This window comes from Sporosarcina sp. P33, from assembly GCF_002077155.1.
Classification (GTDB): Bacteria; Bacillota; Bacilli; order Bacillales_A; family Planococcaceae; genus Sporosarcina.
Map to the genome: position 1 here is coordinate 2968896 of NZ_CP015027.1, position 23072 is coordinate 2991967.

Consider the following 23072-nt stretch of genomic DNA (forward strand, 5'->3'; position numbering starts at 1 on the left):
TGTGTTCCTCTTTTTTGAGAATTAGAAATTGCAGGAGGGCCAACATGAGTATTCCAAAGTATAAACGCATCGTGTTAAAATTAAGTGGAGAGGCACTGGCAGGGAACCAGGGCTACGGTTTATCTCCGGAAGTTATAAAATCAGTTGCGAACCAAGTAAAAGAGGTTGTAGAATTAGGTGTAGAGGTAGCAGTAGTAGTAGGCGGCGGGAACATTTGGCGAGGGAAAGTCGGAAGTGAAATGGGCATGGACCGCACAACGGCTGACTATATGGGAATGCTCGCAACAGTCATGAACTCGCTAGCACTGCAGGATGCACTTGAGAAGCTGGGTCCTGAAACCCGTGTTATGTCTTCAATTGATATGCGACAAGTAGCGGAGCCTTACATACGACGAAAAGCAATCCGTCATCTGGAGAAAAGCCGTGTCGTTATTTTCGCAGCGGGAACAGGAAATCCTTACTTCTCCACAGATACAACAGCTGCTTTACGTGCTGCTGAAATCGAGGCAGATGTCATTTTAATGGCAAAAAATAATGTGGATGGTGTATACTCAGCTGACCCAATGAAAGACGCAACTGCTACAAAATACTTAGAACTGTCATACTTGGAAGTGATTAGCCAAGGGCTGGAAGTAATGGATTCGACTGCATCCACACTATGTATGGACAATGATATACCACTCGTAGTATTCTCAATTATGGAAAATGGTAATATTAAAAAAGCCGTGCTTGGAGAAGATATCGGTACGGTTGTCAGGAGGAATAAGCAATGACAAAAGAAGTGATGAATCAAACCAATGAACGTATGGAAAAAGCGCACAGCGCTTATTCAAGACAATTGTCGTCTATCCGTGCGGGCAGAGCCAATGCAAGCCTGCTGGACAGAATTTCTGTCATTTATTATGGTGCACCGACTCCACTAAACCAAATGGCTGGAATTTCAGTTCCAGAACCGCGTCTTATTGTTGTTCAGCCATACGATAAGACGACGATTACAGATATCGAAAAAGCAATCATGAAATCAGATATCGGCATCACTCCGTCAAATGACGGATCAGTTATTCGTCTGGCAGTGCCTGCGCTTACAGAAGAACGCCGTAAAGAATTGGTGAAAGAAGTAAAGCGTGAAGCAGAAGATGCAAAAGTGGCAATCCGTAATGTTCGCCGCGACAGTAATGAAGAATTGAAAAAACTTGAAAAAGATGCAGAAATCACTGAAGATGAACTGCGCCGTTTCAATGACCAAGTGCAGAAGATGACCGATGAGTTCATTGAAAAGATTGATCAAACTGCAAAAGATAAAGAAAACGAAATCTTGGAAATTTGAGTAAAGAACTTTCTATAAGGAGGAGCGTCCTACTTTTAGGACGCTCTTTTCTTTCTTTTGCATGCTATTTGCCATGCAATTTGGTAGGATAGGCAGTAGGAGTATCCGAATAGAGCCAAGTGGGGGAACGCTATGCTTAGAAAATTAATGCGAAAAAAAACGGCAGATATTCAGTTGCTGGATGAACGGATCGAAGCTGTTAAAAGTAGACAGATTCCTGCCCATGTCGCAATCATCATGGATGGAAACGGAAGATGGGCGAAGCAGCGCAAAATGCCACGGATTGCCGGTCACCATGAAGGAATGAAAACTGTCCGTCAAATCACCAATTTCGCAAATGATATGGGTGTGAAAGCCCTCACCCTCTACGCATTTTCTACAGAAAATTGGAAGCGGCCGAAAATTGAAATCGACTTTTTGATGAACCTTCCCGGTGAGTTTCTTACTACATATTTACCCGAACTGATGGAAAAGGATATCAAAGTTGAAATGATAGGAAATATAGATGCACTTCCAAGTCATACAGAAAAAGCGATAAAAAAAGCAATGGAACAAACTAAAAACAATCAGGGTCTCACATTGAATTTTGCTATGAATTACGGCAGCAGAGTAGAGCTTGTACATGTCATGAAAGAACTGGCGAAGGAAGTGTCGGCGGGAACATTACGAGCTGAAGACATAGACGAGAGTGCTATCGAAGCTAAGCTGATGACGGCACACTTGCCCGAACCCGATCTGCTCATTCGCACAAGCGGCGAAGTACGTCTGTCTAATTTCATGCTGTGGCAGCTGGCTTATGCAGAATTCATTTTTACGGATGTATTATGGCCCGATTATGATGAAGAATGTTTTTTACAGGCAATTGAAGATTTCCAAAAACGGGATCGACGCTTTGGAAGCTTGGAAGGAGATCAAAAAAGATGAAGCAAAGAATCATCACAGCTCTTGTAGCTCTCGCATTTTTCGTGCCATTGATTGTTATCGGCGGACTGCCTTTTATCATCATGATCTTTGCGATATCTACAATCGGCCTTTATGAGTTACTCCGCATGCGCAATATGTCCGTTTTTTCTATTGGCGGATTTATCGCATGGCTGCTCTTACTCGTCATTTTACTGCCTTCCAGATGGACCGGACAGGTGGAGGGGTTTCTTCGGCTGGAGAAACTGGAGATGATCTATGTACTGGTATTATTGCTGCTGGTATATACTGTAGTTGTGAAAAACCGCTGGACATTTGAAGATATTGCATTCAGTGCAGTCAGTGCGCTGTATGTTGGAATTGGCTTTTATTATTTGATTGAAACCCGTTTATTCGGTTTAGAGTACATAGGATATGCACTGCTGATTATCTGGTCAACAGATTCAGGTGCATATTTTGTAGGCCGTAAAATCGGCAAGCGTAAACTGTGGCCCGAAATTTCGCCCAATAAAACGATTGAAGGGTTTGTCGGAGGAATCATTTGTGCAGTAGTAATAACACTGATTTATAACATGTTCTTTCCTATCAGTACGTCGTATCTATCGTTTATCATCATCACCATAGTGGCCTCGATTGTCGGTCAAATGGGTGACCTCGTAGAGTCAGCACTGAAGCGTTATTATCATGTGAAAGATTCAGGAAAGTTATTGCCGGGACACGGCGGCATCATGGACCGCTTTGACAGTTTGCTTTTCGTTTTGCCGTTGCTTCATTTTGTTCAATTCATAGGATAACGGAAAGGAAGTTCATATATGAAGAAAATCAATTTGCTTGGTGCGACAGGTTCCATCGGGACACAAACATTGAGCATTATTGCAGCTCATCCTGAACAGTTTACGCTGACGGCGATGTCCGCAGGAAGGAATATTCAAAAAGTACGTGAGATTATTGCGAAGTTTCATCCGAAATTAGTATCCGTATTGGAGAAAGAAGATGCAGTGCGCTTACAAAATGAGTTTCCAGAAGTTACAATCGTTCATGGGGATGAAGGATTGATCGAGGCGGCGGCAGGAGTCGAAGCGGATATCCTGCTGAATTCAGTAATCGGCAGTGTAGGTCTGCGGCCGACGCTTGCGGCAATTGAAGCGGGGATGACCATTGCGATTGCAAATAAAGAAACGTTAGTGGCAGCAGGGGATCTGGTGGTAGAAGCCGCCAAACGTCATAATGTCCCGCTTGTTCCCGTTGACAGTGAACACTCGGCATTATTCCAATCATTGAACGGAGAAAATCCGAAGCGGATCACCAGCCTGATTTTAACTGCTTCCGGCGGGAGTTTCAGAGACTATACACGGGCCCAGCTTCAAAATGTAACAGTGGAACAGGCGCTTGCACACCCCAACTGGTCGATGGGCAATAAATTGACAATTGATTCAGCTACGATGATGAATAAAGGTCTTGAAGTTATTGAAGCACACCATTTATTTGCTATGCCTTATGATCAGATTGAATGTTTGCTTCATAAAGAAAGTATTATTCACTCCATGGTGGAGTTTGAAGATACCAGTGTCATGGCGCAGCTGGGATCACCCGATATGCGCGTGCCGATACAGTATGCATTGACGTATCCGGACCGTATACCGATGGCGGATGCGAAACGTCTTCGCTTGGACGAGATCGGTAAATTGCATTTTGAAAAAATGGATTATGACCGATTTAAGGCCCTGTCTTTTGCATATGATGCAGGTAGGGAAGGGGGCACTATGCCGACAGCAATGAATGCGGCTAATGAAGTGGCGGTTCAACTGTTTATGGAAGGTCATATATCCTTTATGCAAATTGAGGAAATCATCGAACAGATGATGAATCAGCATCAGACAATTCAAAAACCGAATCTGGAAGAAATTCTGGAAACAGATCGCATTACGCGAAAAAAAGTCTATGGTATAGTGAAGTATAAAGATTAATTTCAGGCTGTCACAGCCGGTGAAGGTGGTTACTGAATGGAAACCGTTATTGCGTTTATAGTAATATTCGGGACACTTGTAGCATTTCATGAATTCGGTCACTTCTTGTTTGCGAAGAAAGCCGGAATCATGGTTCGGGAGTTTGCAATCGGAATGGGTCCTAAAATTTTAGCGATCCGGAAAGGGGAAACCCAATATACGATACGCTTATTGCCTATAGGCGGCTATGTGCGGATGGCTGGCGAGGACTTCGATACAGTTGAATTGCAGCCCGGTTATCGTGTGGGGCTGCTGCTGAATGCACAGAACGAAATAGAAAAGATTTATCTAAATCGAAATGTCTCCAATCCTAACATTTTGAATGTAGAAGTAGAAAAATCGGATTTGGATAAAGAATTATATATTGAAGGATATGATGAAGACGGACAATTGGTTCATCTGAAAATTGCCAGAACTGCCATGATTATCGAAAAGGGGCAGGAAACATTAATTGCGCCTTATGACCGTCAATTTGAATCTAAGTCCCTCGGCAAAAGAGCAATGGCTATTTTTGCAGGACCGCTTTTCAACTTTATATTAGCATTCTTCATATTTCTTGCCCTTGGGCTGATCAATGGCGTACCGACGAATGAACCGATTATTTCTGAAGTGAAGCCTGACACGCCTGCGCAGACGGCAGGATTGAAAAAGGATGACGTAGTAACAGGAGTGGACGGCAAATCTATCAGTTCTTGGGCGCAGTTCTCCGAAGCTATTCAAAACAGCCCCGGCGTTCCGATGAATTTAGAAGTAGATCGTGCAGGAAAACCTGTCTCCTTACAAGTTACGCCTGAAACGATTGAAGACGCCGGGCGTGAATTCGGACAAATCGGAGTGATCTACTCCAGTCCGCTGGAAAAAGGCGTGATCAAATCCATCGTGTTCGGAGCAGAACAGACGTACACATGGACTGTGAAAATATTTGAATTGTTAGGTATGCTTGTCACAGGTCAGTTTACGATTGATGCGCTGTCCGGTCCGGTCGGTATTTACAAAGCGACTGAAGAAGTTGCCCAATACGGTATTTTCAATTTAATGAACTGGGGCGCTGTGTTAAGTATTAATCTGGGAATTATGAACTTACTGCCTTTGCCTGCCCTAGACGGCGGCAGATTGCTGTTCTTCTTGTTTGAAGGCTTGCGCGGTAAACCGATTGATAAACAAAAAGAAGGTATGGTGCATTTCGTAGGTATCATGTTGCTGATGGTTCTGATGCTGGTTGTGACATGGAATGACATTCAACGATTTTTCTTCTAAAAAAGGTGGAAGCATATGATGAAACAATCGAAAACGTTTATACCCACAATGCGTGAAAATCCGGCAGACATAGAGATGCGTTCTCATCAATTATTGCTGCGGGCAGGTTATATCCGGCAAAATGCCAATGGTGTATACACATATTTAACACTGGCACAAAGAGTATTTCGCAAAATTGAACGGATAGTCCGCCAGGAAATGGAAGCGATTGAGGGCATAGAAATTTCCTTGCCTGCGCTGCAAAGCTCAAGTATTTTAAAAGAAACTGACCGCTGGAATTCGTACGGCAAAGAGATGTTTCATGTTGCCGACAGACAGACGAACGAGTTAGCCTTGAGTTCAAGTGACGAAGAAGCAATCATCGATCTGCTTCGTGACGAAGTGCGCTCCTATAAGAAACTGCCGTTAACGATTTTTCAGATTAAGACTAAATTTCGAGATGAAATAAAGCCGAGGGCAGGTTTACTTCACAGCCGCGAATTTATTAGAAAAGATGCATACTCCTTCCATGCAACGCAGGAAAGTTTGGATGAAAAGTATTTGGAAGTCATGCAGGCATATACGAATATGTTAACGCGGCTGGGTATGCGATTCCGTATGGTCATGTCAGACTGCGGTGAAGGTTCGCATGAGTTCATAGCATTGGCAGAAAACGGGGAAGACCGTATCGCTTATAGTGACAGCTCTTCGTATGCTGCGAATATGGAATTCGCTGAAGTGAATATCGACTATGAGACGCCGGATGAAAAACAGCTGGAATTAACAAAAGTATCTACACCGAATTTACGGACAATTGAAGATTTGACTTCATTTTTGTCTGTGGAACCCGAGCGTGTAATCAAATCTCTGGTTTATCAGGCAGATAATGAATTTGTTATGGTTGTATGCCGGGGTGACCATCATGTCAATGAACATAAATTGAAACACATCTTAAAAGCCTCTCATTTGGAGCTGGCAACAGAACAACAAATCATTGATCTGCTCGACTGCCATTTCGGGTCGGTCGGTCCTGTCAAACTGCCGATCGGCGTCAGAGTGTATGCAGATCATGCCATCGGCTCGGTCGTAAACGGAGTAGCAGGGGCGAATATAGATGATTATCATTTGTTGAACGTTAATCCTGAACGCGACTTTGCCATCGATGACTACGTGGATATTCGATTCATTCAAGAAGGGGAACCTTCTCCAGACGGAATGGGGACGATTAAATTTACGGAAGGAATCGGCATCGGGCATCTTCGTAAACTGGGCACGACTTTCAGTGAGCAAATGAAAGGCACTTTCCTTAACGAGCACGGCAGAACGAAGCCGTTTATTATGGGAAGCTACAGTCTTGGAATTTCGCGTTTGCTTGCGACTATTGCTGAGCAATTTAATGATGAAAATGGATTGAAATGGCCAAAGCATTTAGCGCCTTTTGATATTCATTTGATTACAGTGAATGTGAAGGACGAAATCCAAACCCAGCTTGCGGATGAGTTGTATGCCGTTCTGGAATCCTATCGGTACGATGTGCTGTATGATGACCGCCCTGAAAGAGCGGGTGTTAAATTCGCCGACTCCGACTTGATTGGATTGCCGGTTCGCATTACAATCGGTAAGAGAGCAAGTGAGGGGATCGTGGAAGTCACGTACCGCCACAGTGGGGAATCAATAGACTGGCAAAAAGAAGAAGTGCCTGAAAAGTTGCAGTCCTTCTTTAGTGCAGATTAATCCAAGAAGGGGAGTCCGTTAACGGAACTTCCCTTCTTTTCTCGATAGAACGGAGGAATATAGAGTGGATGCCGCCCAAAAGTTTTTAACTTTATTGCAGCAGACAGGTCTGACTGATGATCAGTTAATGAATTATTTTCAAAATGGTGAATTGAACCGAGTGACTGTTCAGAAGAAATCAAGAGTATGGAAGTTCAATATCACATTGGATGAAGTGTTGCCCATTGACGTATTCCGCTTCGTGCAGCAGCGCGTCCATGAATCATTTGCGGCGATTGCAAATGTGCATCTTGAAATGGAAGCGAGAAACAGCGGAGTAAGTGAAGAGTTAATTGCAGATTATTGGCCGCTCGTCGTGGGTGAATTGGCAGACATTTCACCGCCCATGCGCCAATGCCTAGTGGAACAAAAACCGAGACTGCATGGCGAGAAATTAATGATCACGTGTTCGAGTGATCTGGAATGTCAGACGCTGAAAAACAAATATATTGAAACACTATCGTCATTGTATCAGCAATTCGGATTTCCAAAATTTATGTTCGATGTGTCGATTGTTGAAAGTGATAAAGCAGAAGAAGAGCGCGAACAATTTCTGAAACAGAAAAAACAAGAAGAAGATGTCCTGTCAAAACAGGCTTACCATCAGCTGCAGCAGCGTGAAACGATGAAGAGTGAGCAGGGTGAGTCCGATAAAGCGCTGATCCTTGGGACACCGATCAAGGCCGGTGAGGCGGTCGTGCCGATTCATGAGATCCAGGATGAAGAACGCCGGCTGATCATCGAAGGTTTTGTGTTTGACGCGGAAGTGCGCGAACTGCGGAGCGGACGATCTTTGCTGACATTGAAAGTGACGGATTACACCGATTCAATATTAGTGAAAATGTTTTCACGTGACAACGAAGATGCAGAAATGATGAAATCCTTTAAAAAAGGGATGTGGGTACGCGCAAGAGGCGGTATTCAAAATGATACGTTCGTAAGGGATTTAATTATGATGGCCCAGGATTTGGCTGTTATTCCATCTGTGGAACGTAAAGACAAAGCGCCTGAAGGACAAAAGCGTGTAGAACTTCACGCACATACATCTATGAGTCAGATGGATGCTGTTGTTTCCGCATCAGCATTAGTCGCACAGGCGGCAAAATGGGGACATCCTGCCATCGCGATTACTGATCATGCAAACGTACAGTCATTTCCGGAAGCTTATAATGCAGGGAAAAAGCACGGCATCAAAGTGCTCTTCGGTTTAGAGGCCAACCTGGTGGATGACGGCGTGCCGATTGTTTATGAGGAACAGCACCGTCTGCTCGAAACCGATACGTACGTAGTATTTGATGTCGAGACAACAGGATTATCCGCTGTCTACGACACGATTATTGAGCTCGCGGCTGTAAGGGTGAAAGATGGAGAAATTATCGATCGATTCGAACGTTTCGCTAATCCTCATCATCCGTTGTCTTCTGTTACGACTAACCTGACGGGCATTACGGATGATATGGTGGAAAATGCGCCCGAAGTTGAAGAAGTCATGGCAGAATTTATCGATTTTATCGGTGATGCGGTCCTGATTGCCCATAATGCCTCATTTGACATGGGCTTCTTTTATGCTTCGTGTAAGCGTGCCAAGATTGAAACAATCGCTTACCCGGTCATTGATACATTGGAACTTTCCCGCTTCCTTTATCCTGAACTGCGTAACCACCGTTTAAATACGTTAGCTAAGAAATTCGATATCGAATTAACTCAGCATCACCGTGCGATATACGACACGGAAGCTACAGCTCATTTATTTTTACGACTGCTGGCAGATACAAAGGAAAGAGGAATTGAATGGCTGGACGACCTCAATAAAAACATTGGGGAAGGGGATGCATATAAACGTTCACGTCCTTCCCACTGCACCATACTCGCTGCGGATGATGAAGGCCTGAAAAACTTATTCAAACTTGTCTCCATTTCACATATGGATTACTTTTATCGTGTGCCGCGTATCCCCCGATCATTGCTCGTTAAGTACCGCAAAGGGCTGCTGATAGGATCGGGTTGTGATAAAGGCGAAGTATTCGAAGGATTGATGCAGAAGCCGATGGAGGAAGTGGAAGAAATCGCAAGTTTTTATGACTACTTGGAGCTTCATCCGAAACCGGTCTATTCTCATTTGATGGAACTGGATCTGATCCGGGATGAATGGAATCTGGAAGATATTATGCGCAAGATGCTGAAACTCGGCAAGAAGACAGGACTGCCTGTTTGTGCAACAGGGAATGTGCATTATCTTGAAGAAACGGATGCGACCTACCGTAAAGTTCTCGTGCGCTCTCAAGGCGGTGCCAACCCGATGAACCGGCACTCTTTACCGGCTGTCCATTTCCGTACGACGGATGAGATGCTCAAAGAGTTCGAGTTTTTAGGAGAGGAAGCAGCCAAAGAAATTGTGATCGATAATCCGTTGAAAATCGTCGAACGTGTTGGCGATGTGAAACCGATCAAGGATGATCTGTATACGCCGAAAATTGAAGGCGCAGAAGAAGAAGTCCGTGAGCTGACATATTCTATGGCCCGTCATATCTACGGCGACACGCTGCCTGAAATTATTGAAGCACGAATTATTAAAGAGCTGACTTCTATTATTGACAACGGTTTTGCGGTAATTTATCTCATTTCACATAAACTGGTGAAGAAGTCTTTGGATGACGGCTATCTTGTAGGTTCGCGCGGATCTGTAGGCTCGTCATTCGTTGCAACTATGATGGAAATCACTGAAGTGAATCCAATGCCGCCGCATTACGTATGTCCATCTTGTAAGCACAGTGAATTCTTTGATGACGGGTCTGTGGGCTCAGGGTATGATTTACCTGACAAAGCATGTCCGGCATGCGGAACGATGTTCAAAAAAGATGGGCAGGATATACCCTTTGAAACGTTCCTTGGATTCGCGGGGGATAAAGTGCCTGATATCGATCTGAACTTCAGTGGTGAATATCAGGCGCACGCCCATAACTACACAAAGGAATTGTTTGGAGAAGATTATGTTTTCCGTGCGGGAACGATTGGTACTGTCGCTGAAAAAACAGCATATGGCTATGTGCGGGGCTACATGAATGATAATGACATTCAAATGCGCGGGGCGGAAATTGACAGGCTGGTGCAGGGCTGCTCGGGTGTCAAACGGAATACCGGACAGCACCCCGGAGGAATCATTGTTGTTCCGGACACGATGGATATTTTTGACTTTACGCCTGTTCAATTCCCAGCGGATGACATTCAATCCAAGTGGCGGACAACGCACTTTGATTTCCACTCTATCGACAATAACCTGTTGAAGCTGGACATACTCGGGCATGATGACCCGACGATGATCAAAATGCTGGAAGACTTATCAGGCATCGATGCTAAGACGATTCCGCCTGATGACGAAGGGGTCATGGCGCTGTTTGGCGGAACTGAGTCTCTTGGTGTGACTGAAGAACAGATCGACTGTAAAACCGGAACGCTAGGCGTACCCGAATTTGGTACTCGGTTTGTCCGTCAAATGCTTGAAGAAACTAAGCCTTCCACGTTCTCTGAGTTAATCCAGATTTCCGGGCTGTCTCACGGTACGGATGTATGGCTCGGTAATGCGCAAGAGCTGATCCAAAATAAAACATGCCAGTTGTCAGAAGTAATCGGCTGTCGTGACGATATTATGGTCTACCTGATCTATCAGGGACTGGAACCGTCTCTTGCATTTAAAATTATGGAATCTGTGCGTAAAGGGAAAGGGCTGACGCCGGAGTTTGAAGAAGCGATGAAAGAGAATAAAGTGCCGGCTTGGTATATCAGCTCGTGCAAGAAAATCAAGTACATGTTCCCGAAAGCACACGCCGCTGCGTATGTACTGATGGCTCTCAGAATCGCCTACTTTAAAGTGCATCATCCAATTATGTATTACGCAACATATTTCACAGTGCGTGCAACAGACTTTGATTTGGTGACAATGTCCAAGGGCTCCGCATCGATCCGGGCGAAAATCAAAGAAATAAATGCCAAAGGGCTGGACGCGCCGCCGAAAGAAAAGAACTTAGTCGTCGTACTTGAAATTGCGCTTGAAATGGTCGAACGGGGCTTTACGATGGCAAAGCCTGATCTGTATAAATCCGACGCCACACAATTCCTTATTGAAGGGAATAAACTGATTCCGCCGTTTAACGCAGTTCCTTCATTAGGTACGAACGTCGCCAAGACAATTGTCGAAGCACGAAAAGACGGAGAGTTTTTATCGAAAGAGGACTTCCAGAAGAGAGGCCGTGTATCGAAGACGATTGTAGAATACTTGGATAATCTCGGATGCCTGGAAGGGATGCCGGAAGCAAACCAATTATCCCTGTTCTGACGGGCCGCGGACAGTTTCAACATTTGCATTGTAAAAGGCCTTGTGATACGATTAAAACAACTTTTGCTATACGTCTTGCGGAAAAGAGTGGGGCTTCCCGCTCTTTTCTGTTGTTATTTTGAATTTCGGGAGGGATACCATTTGAGTAAAATTACAGAGGAAGTCGAACAGTTGGCAAGCCCGATCGTCGAAGAATTGGGTCTGGAGCTGGTAGACATTGAGTTCTTGAAAGAAGGCCGCGATTGGTTTTTACGCGTCTACATCGATACGCCAGAAGGTAACATTGACATTGATCAATGTGCGGCTGTCAGTAATAAACTGAGCGAGGAACTGGATCGCGTGGACCCGATTCCGCAAAATTACTTCCTTGAAGTGTCTTCTCCCGGAGCGGAAAGACCACTGAAAAAAGAAGAAGATTTTGAAAGAGCCGTAGGCCAGTATGTGTTCATCAAGACATATGAACCAATTGATGGAATGAAAGAATTCGAGGGGTATCTCCTCGGATACGGACCGGACCATGCAAAAGTGGAAATACGGATTAAGACAAGAAAAGTACTGGTGACAATTGACACCGAGAAAATTGCGTTTGCGCGATTAGCGATTGATTTTTAATCCTATAGCTATAAGCACCGTTCAGCTAAAGCTGGTTGGTGCTTATAGCTGGATGATCAAAATCCAAGAGCGACAGGACGATAATGGAATGTAGGAGTGATGAACATGAGTAGTGAGCTACTCGAAGCACTGACGGCTCTTGAACAGCAAAAAGGAATATCAAGAGATGTACTAGTCGATGCAATTGAAGCTGCGCTTGTAACAGCGTATAAACGAAATTTTAACCAGGCACAAAACGTGCGTGTAGATTTAAATTTAGAAAAAGGCACCATGGCGGTTTATTCACGCAAAGACGTGGTGGAAGAAGTAGAAGACGAGCGCCTTCAAATTTCATTGGAAGATGCAAGAGTCATCAATCCTGTATATGAAATCAGCGATGTCGTAGAGGAAGAAGTCACACCGCGTGACTTTGGACGTATTGCTGCACAAACTGCGAAGCAAGTTGTGACGCAGCGTGTCCGTGAAGCGGAACGCGGTTTGATTTATGAAGAGTACATCGATCGTGAAGAAGACATCGTGAACGGAATTGTAGAACGCATGGATCCTAAAAATCTGTTTGTAGGTCTGGGAAAAGTAGAAGCGGTACTGCCGTCAAGCGAACAAATTCAAACAGAAACATATGCGCCGCACGATCGTATCAAAGTATATATTACGAAAGTCGAAAGAACAGCACGCGGACCCCAAGTGTTTGTTTCCAGAACACATCCGGGACTTCTGCGTCGCCTGTTTGAACTGGAAGTGCCTGAAATCTACGATGGAACTGTTGAAATCAAATCCATTGCACGTGAAGCGGGAGACCGTTCCAAGATCTCTGTATATACAGCGAACGAAGAAGTCGATCCGGTCGGTTCCTGTGTAGGTTCACGGGGAGCGCGTGTACAGTCGATCTCGAATGAACTGAATGGTGAAAAGGTAGACATCGTGGAATGGTCTGAAGATCCTGTGGTATTTGTAGCCAACGCGCTGAGTCCGTCAAAAGTCATTGATGTACAGGTGGATGAAGAAGAGCGTTCAACCACTGTAGTCGTTCCGGATTATCAGCTTTCTCTGGCAATCGGTAAAAGAGGCCAAAACGCAAGATTGGCTGCCAAACTGACAGGCTGGAAAATTGATATTAAAAGCGAAACGGATGCGAGAGAGCTTGGGATTTATCCGCGTGAAGAATCTCAAACAACCGATGCATCAGAGACCGGCGATGAAACATTCTTGGAGGCTTATGAGTACGAAGATGAAACACCGGCAGAATCAGCTGATGATTTTGATTTATACGCAGATGATGACACGGAAGATTGACTTGGAAAGGATTGCATGCTGATGTCTAACAATCGGAAAATCCCATTGCGTAAGTGTGCAGCAACAGGTAATATGTTGCCCAAAAAAGAAATGATTCGAATTGTCCGTACGAAAGAAGGAGAAGTATCCGTCGACTTGACCGGTAAGAAATCAGGCCGCGGTACATATGTTTCTAAAACGGAGGATGCCGTGGAAAAAGCACGTAAGCAACATTCTATTGAACAGCAGCTAGGTGTAAAAGTTCCGGAGCAGGTCTATGATGATCTCTTGCATGCAATTCGCCGAGAGGCAATCAAATGACGGATCCGACAGCTATTTATCAACTGCTGGGTATGGCTGCCCGCGCACGTAAAATCGTGACGGGGGAAGATTTAGCCGTACAGGCAGTCCGTTCACAGAATGCACAGCTGGTCATACTGTCCGCTGATGCATCGAAGAATACAATGAAAAAACTAACGAATAAATGTAATACTTACAACGTTGAGAAGCATGTATTTGGAAGTCGTGAAGACCTTGGACATGCAATTGGAAAAGAAGCGCGAGTGGTCTTGGCGCTTACGGATAAAGGATTTGCCAAAAAGTTATCCGAGCTCCTCAACGATTATAACCGGGGGTGGGCTAATGACGAAAATGAAAGTACATGAATATGCCAGATCAGTGGGCAAAACTAGCAGAGATATTGCTGATGAATTAAGTAAAAGCAATATTGTGATAAAAAGCCATATGGAAGAACTGGAACCAGATATGATATCTAAACTGGATAAGACGTTTGGCGGACTGAAAAAGCCGAATGCAGCATCTGCAGGAAAGCCCGCAAACAAACAAAACAGTCAGAGAACTGAACGTCCGGGCAATCATGCAAACAAGCCGGCTGGGAAAACACAGACTGGCGGACAATCAGCTGCTAAGGATGCGAATCGTTCTGCAGGCAGCCAAGGCGGAACAAACCGCTCAGCCTCATCACGTCCTCAGGGCCAATCTTCATCCGCTGGCGGAAATCAGCAGTCACGTCAAGGACAGGGATCAGGCGCGCCGCGTCCAGCAGGCGGCGGACGTCCGGGCGGCGGTCGCGGCGGAAGACCGCCAGCACGCGGAATTAACCAGGGACGCCGCAGATATCGCCCGGCAGTACCGGCTCAGAAAATTGAAAAGCCGCTGCCGGAAAAAATTACATTTTACGAATCGCTTTCAGTTGGTGAACTAGCTCAGAAGCTGGGTAAAGAGCCATCTGAAATTATTAAAAAATTATTCTTGCTTGGTGTAATGGCAACAATTAACCAAGAGCTTGATAAAGATGCAATTGAGTTAATCTGTGCGGAATACGGCGTGGAAGTAGAAGAAGAAATCCGTATTGACGTAACAGACTTGGAAATTTACTTCGAAGATCCTGAAGAGGAAGAAGAAACTCCGGGTGAATTGGAAGAAAGACCGCCTGTAGTTACAATTATGGGGCACGTTGACCATGGTAAAACTACATTGCTTGACTCTATCCGTGATACGAAAGTAACGCAAGGCGAAGCAGGCGGAATCACTCAGCATATCGGTGCGTATCAGATTAAAGTAAATGATAAGAAAATCACATTCTTGGATACACCGGGCCACGAAGCTTTCACGACGATGAGAGCACGCGGTGCGAAAGTTACGGATTTGACAATTTTGGTTGTAGCAGCGGATGACGGCGTTATGCCGCAGACTATAGAAGCGATCAATCATGCAAAAGCTGCGGAAGTTCCAATCATTGTAGCGGTTAACAAAATGGATAAGCCGACAGCTAATCCGGACCGTGTCATGCAGGAATTAACAGAGCACGGCCTCGTTTCCGAAGATTGGGGCGGAGATACGATTTTTGTTCCGATTTCAGCACTTAAAGGTGAAGGAATTGAACAGCTTCTGGAAATGGTTCTATTAGTGGCAGAAGTAGGCGAATTGACTGCTGACCCATCTATCAGAGCAAGAGGTACAGTAATCGAAGCGCAGCTTGATAAAGGTAAGGGAGCAGTCGCTACACTGCTAGTACAAAACGGTACATTGCATGTAGGTGATCCGATTGTTGTCGGTAATACGTACGGGCGTGTCCGTGCAATGGTCAGCGATCTTGGGCGACGCGTGAAAGAGGCTGGTCCATCTACTCCTGTAGAAATCACGGGACTGAGTGATGTGCCGCATGCAGGAGATCGTTTCGTCGTATTTAAAGATGAAAAAACTGCTCGTCAAATTGGTGAAACTCGTGCTGGAGAAGCACTTCAGGAACAGCGCGTAGAAAAAACGCGCGTGACGCTTGATAACCTGTTTGATCAAATGAAGCAAGGCGAAATGAAAGAATTGAACCTGATTGTGAAAGCAGATGTACAGGGTGCTGTGGAGGCAATGGCGGCTTCTCTGATGAAAATCGAAGTAGAGGGCGTTAACGTCAAAATCATCCATACAGGTGCCGGCGCAATCAATGAGTCTGATATTTCACTGGCAGCTGCTTCCAACGCCATCGTTATTGGTTTCAACGTACGTCCGGACACCAATGCCAAACGTGCTGCTGAAGCAGAAGGCGTAGACATTCGTCTGCACCGCGTGATCTATAAGGTGATCGAAGAAATTGAATCTGCAATGAAAGGTTTACTGGATCCTGAGTATGAAGAGAAAGTAATCGGTCAGGCAGAAGTTCGTGAAACGTTTAAAGTTACAAAAATCGGTACGATTGCAGGAAGTTATGTAATCGACGGTAAAATTACCCGTGACGCTGGTGTTCGTGTACTGCGCGATAATATTGTAATCTTTGAAGGTGAGCTTGATACGCTGAAACGTTTTAAAGATGATGCAAAAGAAGTTGCAAAAGGATATGAATGTGGTATCACAATTAAAAAGTTCAATGATATCAAAGAAGGAGATATCATCGAAGCATTCGTAATGGAAGAAATCAAACGAGTATGATTGTGTACGCGGAATGTTCGTTCTACATCCCGGCAGCCGCTTCGTTGAAAGAAAAACGTGCAGTGTTGAATAGGATGCGTGATCGGGTGAAAAACTCCTACAATGTATCTGTTGCAGAAATTGATCATCAGGATTTATGGCAGCGAACTACTTTTGCTTTAGTGGCTGTCGCATCTTCTAAAGATGCGGCTGAACGCGAAGTGCGAAGAGCGATCCGCCTGTTTGAATCTAATCCTGATTGGGAAATGACCGCGTGTACAGTTGACTACTTATGAGCAAAAAACGAGGTGAATTGCCATGTCAGTGCGTGCCAATCGTATAGCTGAACAAATGAAAAAAGAATTGGGCGATATTATCGGCCAAAAGCTGAAAGACCCGCGCATCGGATTTGTAACGGTGACAGGTGTAGATGTTACTGGAGACTTGCAGCAGGCGAAAATCTTTATTTCTGTGTTGGGTACAGATAAAGAAAAAGAGGATTCGTTAATCGGGCTTTCCAAAGCAAAAGGTTTCATTCGGTCGGAAATCGGCCAGCGGATCCGTTTGCGTAAAACACCTGAAATTGAATTTGAAATGGATGAATCAGTTGCTTACGGTAACCGGATTGAAAGTCTGATCCGTAAAGTGAACGATGAAAACGAACAATAAACGAGAGGAGGAAGTTCATAGTCGCTCAGGCGGCTTGACTTCCTCCCTTCTTACATAGAGCAAGTATTTACAATGAACTGAGGAAGGAGGAGTATGATGAACGGTATTCTGCCATTATGGAAAGAGAAAGGCATGACATCACATGATTGTGTGTTTAAACTGCGGAAGATCCTGCGTACTAAAAAAGTAGGGCATACGGGCACACTGGATCCGGAAGTGGAAGGTGTTTTGCCAATCTGCATTGGAAGAGCAACAAAAGTAGCATCTCATATCACGGATGCAGGGAAAGAATACATTGCGACTGTTTCAATTGGCCGCGCTACAGAAACGGAAGATGCGCAAGGGGAAACTGTAGCAAGTGACCTGACGCATAAAGAATTCTCCAGGGCACAAATTAACGAAGCGCTCGCGCAGCTGACAGGAGAAATTACACAAATCCCTCCGATGTATTCCGCGGTAAAAGTAAACGGCAGACGTCTGTATGAATATGCAAGAAAAGGTATCGAAGTAGAACGTCCCGTACGTAAAGTACATATCGATCAAATAGAACTGCTGGGTGAAGAACAGCAATTCAGCGGAGAAGAAGTGACATTTTCCATTAGAGTCCGATGCGGAAAAGGAACGTATATCCGCACGCTGGCTGTGCAAATAGGAGAAATTTTGGGCTATCCTGCACATATGCATTCGTTAGTCCGGACTGTTTCGGGTAACTTTGACCAGTCTGACTGTAATACATTGGCCGACGTCGCCCAGCTGATGGAAGAACAAAACATTCAGAGTATTTTGCGCCCTATCGAGGAAGTGTTGACGGATTTCCCGCAGCTGCAAATAGATGAACAACTGCTGGAATCAATACGGAACGGCCAAGTACTCCCGGCGGTCCCATTGCTGGCTGAGCATCCATCCATCGTGATGATGTTTGAAGGGCATGTGCTGGCGATCTATCAAAATCATCCGACAAAACCCGGATTAATGAAGCCGGAGAAAATGCTGCTGGGCAGTGAGTAAGGAGAGATAGAAATGGAAATCTTTAGATTACGATATCCTGATCAGGTAGACATTGGAAAACAACAGGCCTATTCTTTAGCTATCGGATTTTTTGACGGTGTACATAAAGGTCATCAAGAAGTCATTTGCAGCGCAAAAAAAACGGGTGATGAACTGGGATTGCAGACTGCAGTCATGACGTTCGATCCGCACCCGTCGCAATTGTTTTCAGGCAAAAACGTCGGCTATATCACACCGCTGGATGAAAAGGTGCGTGTGCTTGATTCACTCGGTATTGATGCACTGTTCATCGTCAGTTTCGACTGGGAACTGGCAGGCCTGTCACCGGAACGTTTTATTGAGATCTTCATTAAGGGGCTGGGAGTGCAGCACGTGACAGCAGGCTTTGATTTTACGTTTGGCTCAAAAGGTTCCGGAAAGATGAAAGATATGCAGGAGCTGTCGGGAAATATGTACGGCACAACGGTAATTCCTAAAGTGACATTCGCTGAGGAAAGAAAAGTTTCTTCCACGGAAATTCGCAGACTCTTGTCTGATGGTAATGTGGAAGCGGCTGCAGAACTGCTCGGCCGTCCGTTCCGCACGCTTGGTGAGGTGGTGCACGGTGAAAAACGGGGACGGCAACTGGGCTTTCCGACAGCAAATATTCAAACAGCTGAAGAGCATGTCGTTCCTGCGAACGGCGTCTATGCGGTACGCTGTCTGATTGGGGATACTTGGTACCCCGGTGTCTGCAATATGGGGGTTAAGCCGACGTTTCATGATCCCGAGCATAGGATTCCTACCGCAGAAGTGCATCTGATAGGTGAAGAGATGGATCTCTACGGACAGCGAATAGCGATTGAATGGCTGCATCGAATACGTGCTGAGAAAAAATTTGATTCACTCGAAGCGCTGAAAACACAAATCGGGATAGATAAGCAAACTGCAAAGGACTTATTAACCGACTAGTTGGTTGTTGCAACTGACAGAATGCCGTGATATGATACAATAGTGTTCAATACACGAACCGCTTCTTGGCAAAACGAGTCACCAACGTTTGCTCGGGAGATGGGGATACTTTTATTTAGGAGGTGAAAAGGATGGCTATTACACAAGAGAGAAAAGCTGAATTAATCAACCAATTCAAGACTCATGAAAATGATACTGGATCTGCTGATGTTCAGATTGCTATCCTTACTGAAGAGATCAATAACCTGAACAACCACTTGCGTACGCACAAGAAAGACCACCACTCACGTCGCGGTCTGTACAAAATGGTAGGTACACGCCGTCGTCTATTGAGATATCTGCGTGAAACTAATGTTCAACGTTACCGTGATCTTATTGCATCACTTGGCTTACGCCGTTAATAAGACTGAGAAGCGGGCTTTGCCCGCTTTTTTCTATGGAATGAAGATAAGAAATATCGCATAGATGCGTCTTTTTTGATACACTATATCTACTTACATACCAGTATGATGTTTCAGTTTTACAATAGAGAGGAGTTCTACAATGTCAGAACAGAAAAAAGTTTATACACTCGATTGGGCTGGACGTACGCTAACGATCGAAGCCGGCCAACTTGCAAAGCAAGCAAACGGTGCTGTACTCGTCCGCTACGGTGATACGACAGTACTTTCTACGGTAACCGCTTCTAAGAAACCAAAACCTCTAGATTTTTTTCCGCTTACAGTTAACTATGAAGAACGTTTATACGCAGTTGGTAAAATTCCTGGAGGATTTATCAAGCGTGAAGGCCGCCCATCAGAAAAAGCGGTGTTGACGAGCCGGTTAATTGACCGTCCGATCAGACCTTTATTCCCGGATGGCTTCCGTAATGACGTGCAGGTGATTTCACTTGTTATGTCGGTGGACCAAGATTGTTCTTCAGAAATCGCAGCGATGATCGGCTCTTCCTTGGCATTATCAATTTCTGATATTCCGTTTGACGGCCCAATTGCAGGTGTTCAAGTCGGCCGTATTGACGGCGAATTCATTGTTAACCCGACACCAAGTCAGTTGGAAACATCTGAAATCGATTTGATTGTGGCAGGAACAAAAGATGCGATCAATATGGTAGAAGCAGGAGCTAAAGAAGTTACTGAAGAAATCATGCTTGAAGCGATTATGTTCGGCCACGATGAAATTAAAAAGCTGATTGAATTCCAAGAGAAAATTGCTGCTGAAATCGGCAAAGAAAAGTTCGAGGTCGAAGTATTCGAATTTGACGCAGACATTGTCAAAGAAGTGAAAGACCGTTGTGAATCGGATTTAATCGCAGCGATCCAAACAGAAGAAAAGCATGCTCGTGAAGAAGCTATCAGCGAAGTGAAAACAGCAGTCCTTGATTACTATGAGGAAGCGGAAGCTGATGAAGATACCATTAAACAAGTGAAAGCAATCCTTGAGCAAATGCTGAAAGATGAAGTGCGCCGTCTGATTACAGACGATAAGGTCCGACCGGATGGCCGCGGACTTGACGAAATTCGTCCATTGTCATCTGAAACAGGCCTTCTGCAGCGTGCGCACGGTTCTTCTTTATTCACACGCGGCCAAACGCAGGTATTAAGCGTTTGTACGTTGGGTGCGCTAGGTGAAGTTCAGATAATTGACGGATTAGGCTTGGATGAATCTAAGCGATTCATGCATCACTACAACTTCCCTAACTTCAGTGTCGGAGAAACAGGGCCGATCCGCGGACCGGGCCGACGTGAAATCGGGCATGGAGCATTAGGCGAACGTGCATTATTGCCGGTGCTGCCTGACGAAGTGGAATTCCCTTACACAATGCGCCTAGTGGCGGAAGTTCTGGAATCCAACGGTTCATCTTCACAAGCATCCATCTGTGCGTCAACAATGGCTATGATGGACGCGGGCGTTCCGATTAAATCACCGGTTGCCGGAATTGCTATGGGCTTAATTAAAAAAGATGAAAACTATTCCATTTTGTCTGATATTCAAGGAATGGAAGACCATTTAGGTGATATGGACTTTAAAGTTGCAGGTACTGAAAAAGGAATTACTGCACTGCAAATGGATATTAAAATTGATGGTTTGTCCCGTCAAATTTTAGAAGAATCCCTGGAGCAGGCGAAAATCGGGCGTATTAAAATTCTTAATCATATGATGACGACTATTTCTTCAACACGTGAGGAATTATCTGAGTATGCACCGAAAATTGTAGTAATCCATATTAAACCGGATAAGATCCGCGATGTAATCGGACCGGGCGGAAAAGTAATCAATAAAATTATCGAAGAAACGCAAGTTAAAATCGATACTGAGCAAGACGGAACGATTTATATCGCATCACCAAACTCTGAAATGAACGCAAAGGCCAAGAAGATGATCGAAGACATTGTGCGTGAAGCAAAAGTCGGGGAGTACTACCTCGCGAAAGTGAAACGCATTGAGAAATTTGGCGCATTCTTGGAGCTATTCCCTGGTAAAGACGGCTTGCTTCACATTTCTGAAATCCAGGAAGCCCGCACGAAGGCTGTGGAAGACGAATTGAAGCTTGACGATGAGCTGCTTGTAAAAGTTATAGAAATTGACAGACAGGGCCGGGTTAATCTTTCCCGTAAAGTTGTTATTCAAGAAGAAAAAGAAAAAGAACAAGCGAACAAAGAGTAATCAATCAGACAAAAAGCCTCTTCCTGCACAAGTTGCGGCGAAGGAGGCTTTTTGTACTTTGAAGGAGTGAAGCCGATGATTCAAAAATATACATGTTCAAACGGTGTCCGCATCGTTCATGAGAAAATGCCGCACGTAAAGTCCGTTGCAATTGGTCTGTGGATACATGCAGGCTCATCAAATGAAACAAAAGAGCAAGAAGGAATTGCACACTTTATCGAACATATGCTTTTTAAGGGGACAGCTGCACGAAGTGCCCGAATGATTGCAGAACAGTTTGATCAGATTGGGGGCGACCTCAACGCATTCACTTCAAAAGAAATGACATGCTATTACACGACAGTGCTGAGCCATCATGCCTCATACGCATTAACCATTTTATCGGATATGTTTTTCCACTCTCAGTTTAAAGAAGAGGAAATGGAAAAAGAAAAATCGGTAATATTGGACGAGATCTCTTCTGTTGAAGATATGCCGGATGAAGACGCCGATGAAAGGCTTTGGGCGGGAATGTTCCCTGATGATACAATCGGGAAGCCGGTAGGCGGGCGTGCGGAGTCGATTAAGGCATTCACAAAAGAAATGGTTGAAGAGTTCATGGTAAAACATTATCGTCCGGAAAACCTAGTAATTTCAATTGCGGGAAATTACGATGATCGTCTGATTAAGCTGATTGAAGCGAATTTCGGCAGCTATCAAAGCAAAGAAACACCGTCCATTACTATATCTGAAAGCCCTGTTCCGAATTTCACAGCACAGAAAATCCTAAAAGCAAAAGATATAGAACAAGCGCATATGTGCTTTGGCTATCCGTCTCTTCCTTCGACTCATGAAAAAATATATGAATTAAGTTTATTTGACAGTATCCTTGGAGGGACGATGTCTTCAAGGCTATTTCAGGAAGTCCGGGAGAATCGGGGACTCGCTTATTCGGTGTATACGTATTATGCTGCATATAAAAATGCAGGCGGTTTTGTCATTTATTGCGGTACATCTCCCGAAAACTTTAAGGAAACGTATGAAACGATCGATCAGGTCATCGCAGAACTGCTGCATGACGGACTGACAGATAAAGAGCTGCGCAACGCAAAAGAACAGCTGAAAGGAAGCTTTGTGCTTGGCTTGGAAGGCTCAGAATCACGCATGTACAGAAACGGCAGAAATGAACTGATACTTGGCTTCCATCAGAACATCGATGAAGTGGTCGAACGAATTGAAAATGTGGAAAAGCGTAATGTGTACCGATTGGGTCAGCAAATGTTGGCAAGTGACCGGGCTGCGTCAATCATTGCGCCTAAATCAAATATTCAGCAATTTAAAATACTGCAGAACTAGTCGACTTCTCCCTTCTTAAACATATGATGAAAGAGACCAT

Annotated in this window: 20 protein-coding genes; all 20 read left to right on the top strand. The window is 44.7% G+C overall.

The window, feature by feature from the left end; genetic code table 11:
- The first annotated feature begins 44 nt into the window (after positions 1–44).
- The 20 genes from pyrH (at position 45) to SporoP33_RS14595 (ending at position 23032) form a co-directional block, all read left to right on the top strand.
- A complete protein-coding gene (gene pyrH / locus SporoP33_RS14500) occupies positions 45–773 on the top strand; it encodes a UMP kinase (RefSeq protein ID WP_081244389.1) in 729 nt (242 codons plus the stop codon).
- Positions 770–1327, top strand: coding sequence for a ribosome recycling factor (gene frr / locus SporoP33_RS14505; RefSeq protein ID WP_081244390.1), 558 nt, complete (start codon positions 770–772; stop codon positions 1325–1327). Before pyrH ends, frr begins: the two co-directional genes overlap by 4 nt.
- Before the next feature lie 132 nt (positions 1328–1459).
- Complete coding sequence (locus tag SporoP33_RS14510; RefSeq protein ID WP_081244391.1) at positions 1460–2251, top strand: undecaprenyl pyrophosphate synthase; 792 nt, start codon at positions 1460–1462, stop codon at positions 2249–2251.
- Complete coding sequence (locus SporoP33_RS14515) at positions 2248–3042, top strand: phosphatidate cytidylyltransferase (RefSeq protein ID WP_081244392.1); 795 nt, start codon at positions 2248–2250, stop codon at positions 3040–3042. Before SporoP33_RS14510 ends, SporoP33_RS14515 begins: the two co-directional genes overlap by 4 nt.
- An 18-nt stretch (positions 3043–3060) precedes the next feature.
- Complete coding sequence (dxr, locus tag SporoP33_RS14520; protein ID WP_081244393.1) at positions 3061–4215, top strand: 1-deoxy-D-xylulose-5-phosphate reductoisomerase; 1155 nt, start codon at positions 3061–3063, stop codon at positions 4213–4215.
- Between the two features lie 36 nt (positions 4216–4251).
- Positions 4252–5511: an RIP metalloprotease RseP gene (rseP, locus tag SporoP33_RS14525; RefSeq protein ID WP_081244394.1), complete on the top strand. Its 1260-nt coding sequence runs from the start codon at positions 4252–4254 to the stop codon at positions 5509–5511.
- Between the two features lie 18 nt (positions 5512–5529).
- Positions 5530–7224, top strand: a complete 1695-nt coding sequence (locus SporoP33_RS14530) for a proline--tRNA ligase (RefSeq protein WP_081244881.1) — start codon at positions 5530–5532, stop codon at positions 7222–7224.
- A 64-nt stretch (positions 7225–7288) separates the two neighbouring features.
- Positions 7289–11596, top strand: coding sequence for a PolC-type DNA polymerase III (locus SporoP33_RS14535; protein WP_081244395.1), 4308 nt, complete (start codon positions 7289–7291; stop codon positions 11594–11596).
- 141 nt (positions 11597–11737) lie between these two features.
- On the top strand, positions 11738–12208 hold the full coding sequence (gene rimP, locus SporoP33_RS14540; RefSeq protein WP_081244396.1) for a ribosome maturation factor RimP: 471 nt from the start codon (positions 11738–11740) through the stop codon (positions 12206–12208).
- 105 nt (positions 12209–12313) lie between these two features.
- Positions 12314–13501 (top strand): transcription termination factor NusA, encoded by a 1188-nt coding sequence (gene nusA / locus SporoP33_RS14545; RefSeq protein ID WP_081244397.1) that lies wholly within the window; start codon positions 12314–12316, stop codon positions 13499–13501.
- A 21-nt stretch (positions 13502–13522) separates the two neighbouring features.
- On the top strand, positions 13523–13801 hold the full coding sequence (rnpM, locus tag SporoP33_RS14550) for an RNase P modulator RnpM (protein ID WP_081244882.1): 279 nt from the start codon (positions 13523–13525) through the stop codon (positions 13799–13801).
- Positions 13798–14145, top strand: a complete 348-nt coding sequence (locus SporoP33_RS14555) for a YlxQ family RNA-binding protein (protein ID WP_081244398.1) — start codon at positions 13798–13800, stop codon at positions 14143–14145. Before rnpM ends, SporoP33_RS14555 begins: the two co-directional genes overlap by 4 nt.
- Positions 14123–16426 carry a translation initiation factor IF-2 gene (gene infB, locus SporoP33_RS14560; RefSeq protein WP_081244399.1) on the top strand — a complete coding sequence of 768 codons (2304 nt, stop codon included), beginning with the start codon at positions 14123–14125 and terminating at the stop codon, positions 16424–16426. Before SporoP33_RS14555 ends, infB begins: the two co-directional genes overlap by 23 nt.
- A complete protein-coding gene (locus tag SporoP33_RS14565; protein ID WP_081244400.1) occupies positions 16423–16701 on the top strand; it encodes a DUF503 domain-containing protein in 279 nt (92 codons plus the stop codon). The genes infB and SporoP33_RS14565 overlap by 4 nt, the downstream gene beginning before the upstream one ends.
- A 22-nt stretch (positions 16702–16723) precedes the next feature.
- Positions 16724–17074 (top strand): 30S ribosome-binding factor RbfA, encoded by a 351-nt coding sequence (gene rbfA / locus SporoP33_RS14570; RefSeq protein ID WP_081244401.1) that lies wholly within the window; start codon positions 16724–16726, stop codon positions 17072–17074.
- Between the two features lie 96 nt (positions 17075–17170).
- Positions 17171–18082 carry a tRNA pseudouridine(55) synthase TruB gene (gene truB / locus SporoP33_RS14575; RefSeq protein WP_081244402.1) on the top strand — a complete coding sequence of 304 codons (912 nt, stop codon included), beginning with the start codon at positions 17171–17173 and terminating at the stop codon, positions 18080–18082.
- Positions 18083–18094: 12 nt separating this feature from the next.
- Positions 18095–19033 carry a riboflavin biosynthesis protein RibF gene (ribF, locus tag SporoP33_RS14580; protein WP_081244403.1) on the top strand — a complete coding sequence of 313 codons (939 nt, stop codon included), beginning with the start codon at positions 18095–18097 and terminating at the stop codon, positions 19031–19033.
- 131 nt (positions 19034–19164) lie between these two features.
- On the top strand, positions 19165–19434 hold the full coding sequence (gene rpsO, locus SporoP33_RS14585) for a 30S ribosomal protein S15 (RefSeq protein ID WP_081244404.1): 270 nt from the start codon (positions 19165–19167) through the stop codon (positions 19432–19434).
- Between the two features lie 142 nt (positions 19435–19576).
- A complete protein-coding gene (gene pnp / locus SporoP33_RS14590; protein WP_081244405.1) occupies positions 19577–21697 on the top strand; it encodes a polyribonucleotide nucleotidyltransferase in 2121 nt (706 codons plus the stop codon).
- Between the two features lie 75 nt (positions 21698–21772).
- Positions 21773–23032: a M16 family metallopeptidase gene (locus tag SporoP33_RS14595; protein ID WP_081244883.1), complete on the top strand. Its 1260-nt coding sequence runs from the start codon at positions 21773–21775 to the stop codon at positions 23030–23032.
- The last annotated feature ends 40 nt before the right edge of the window (positions 23033–23072 follow it).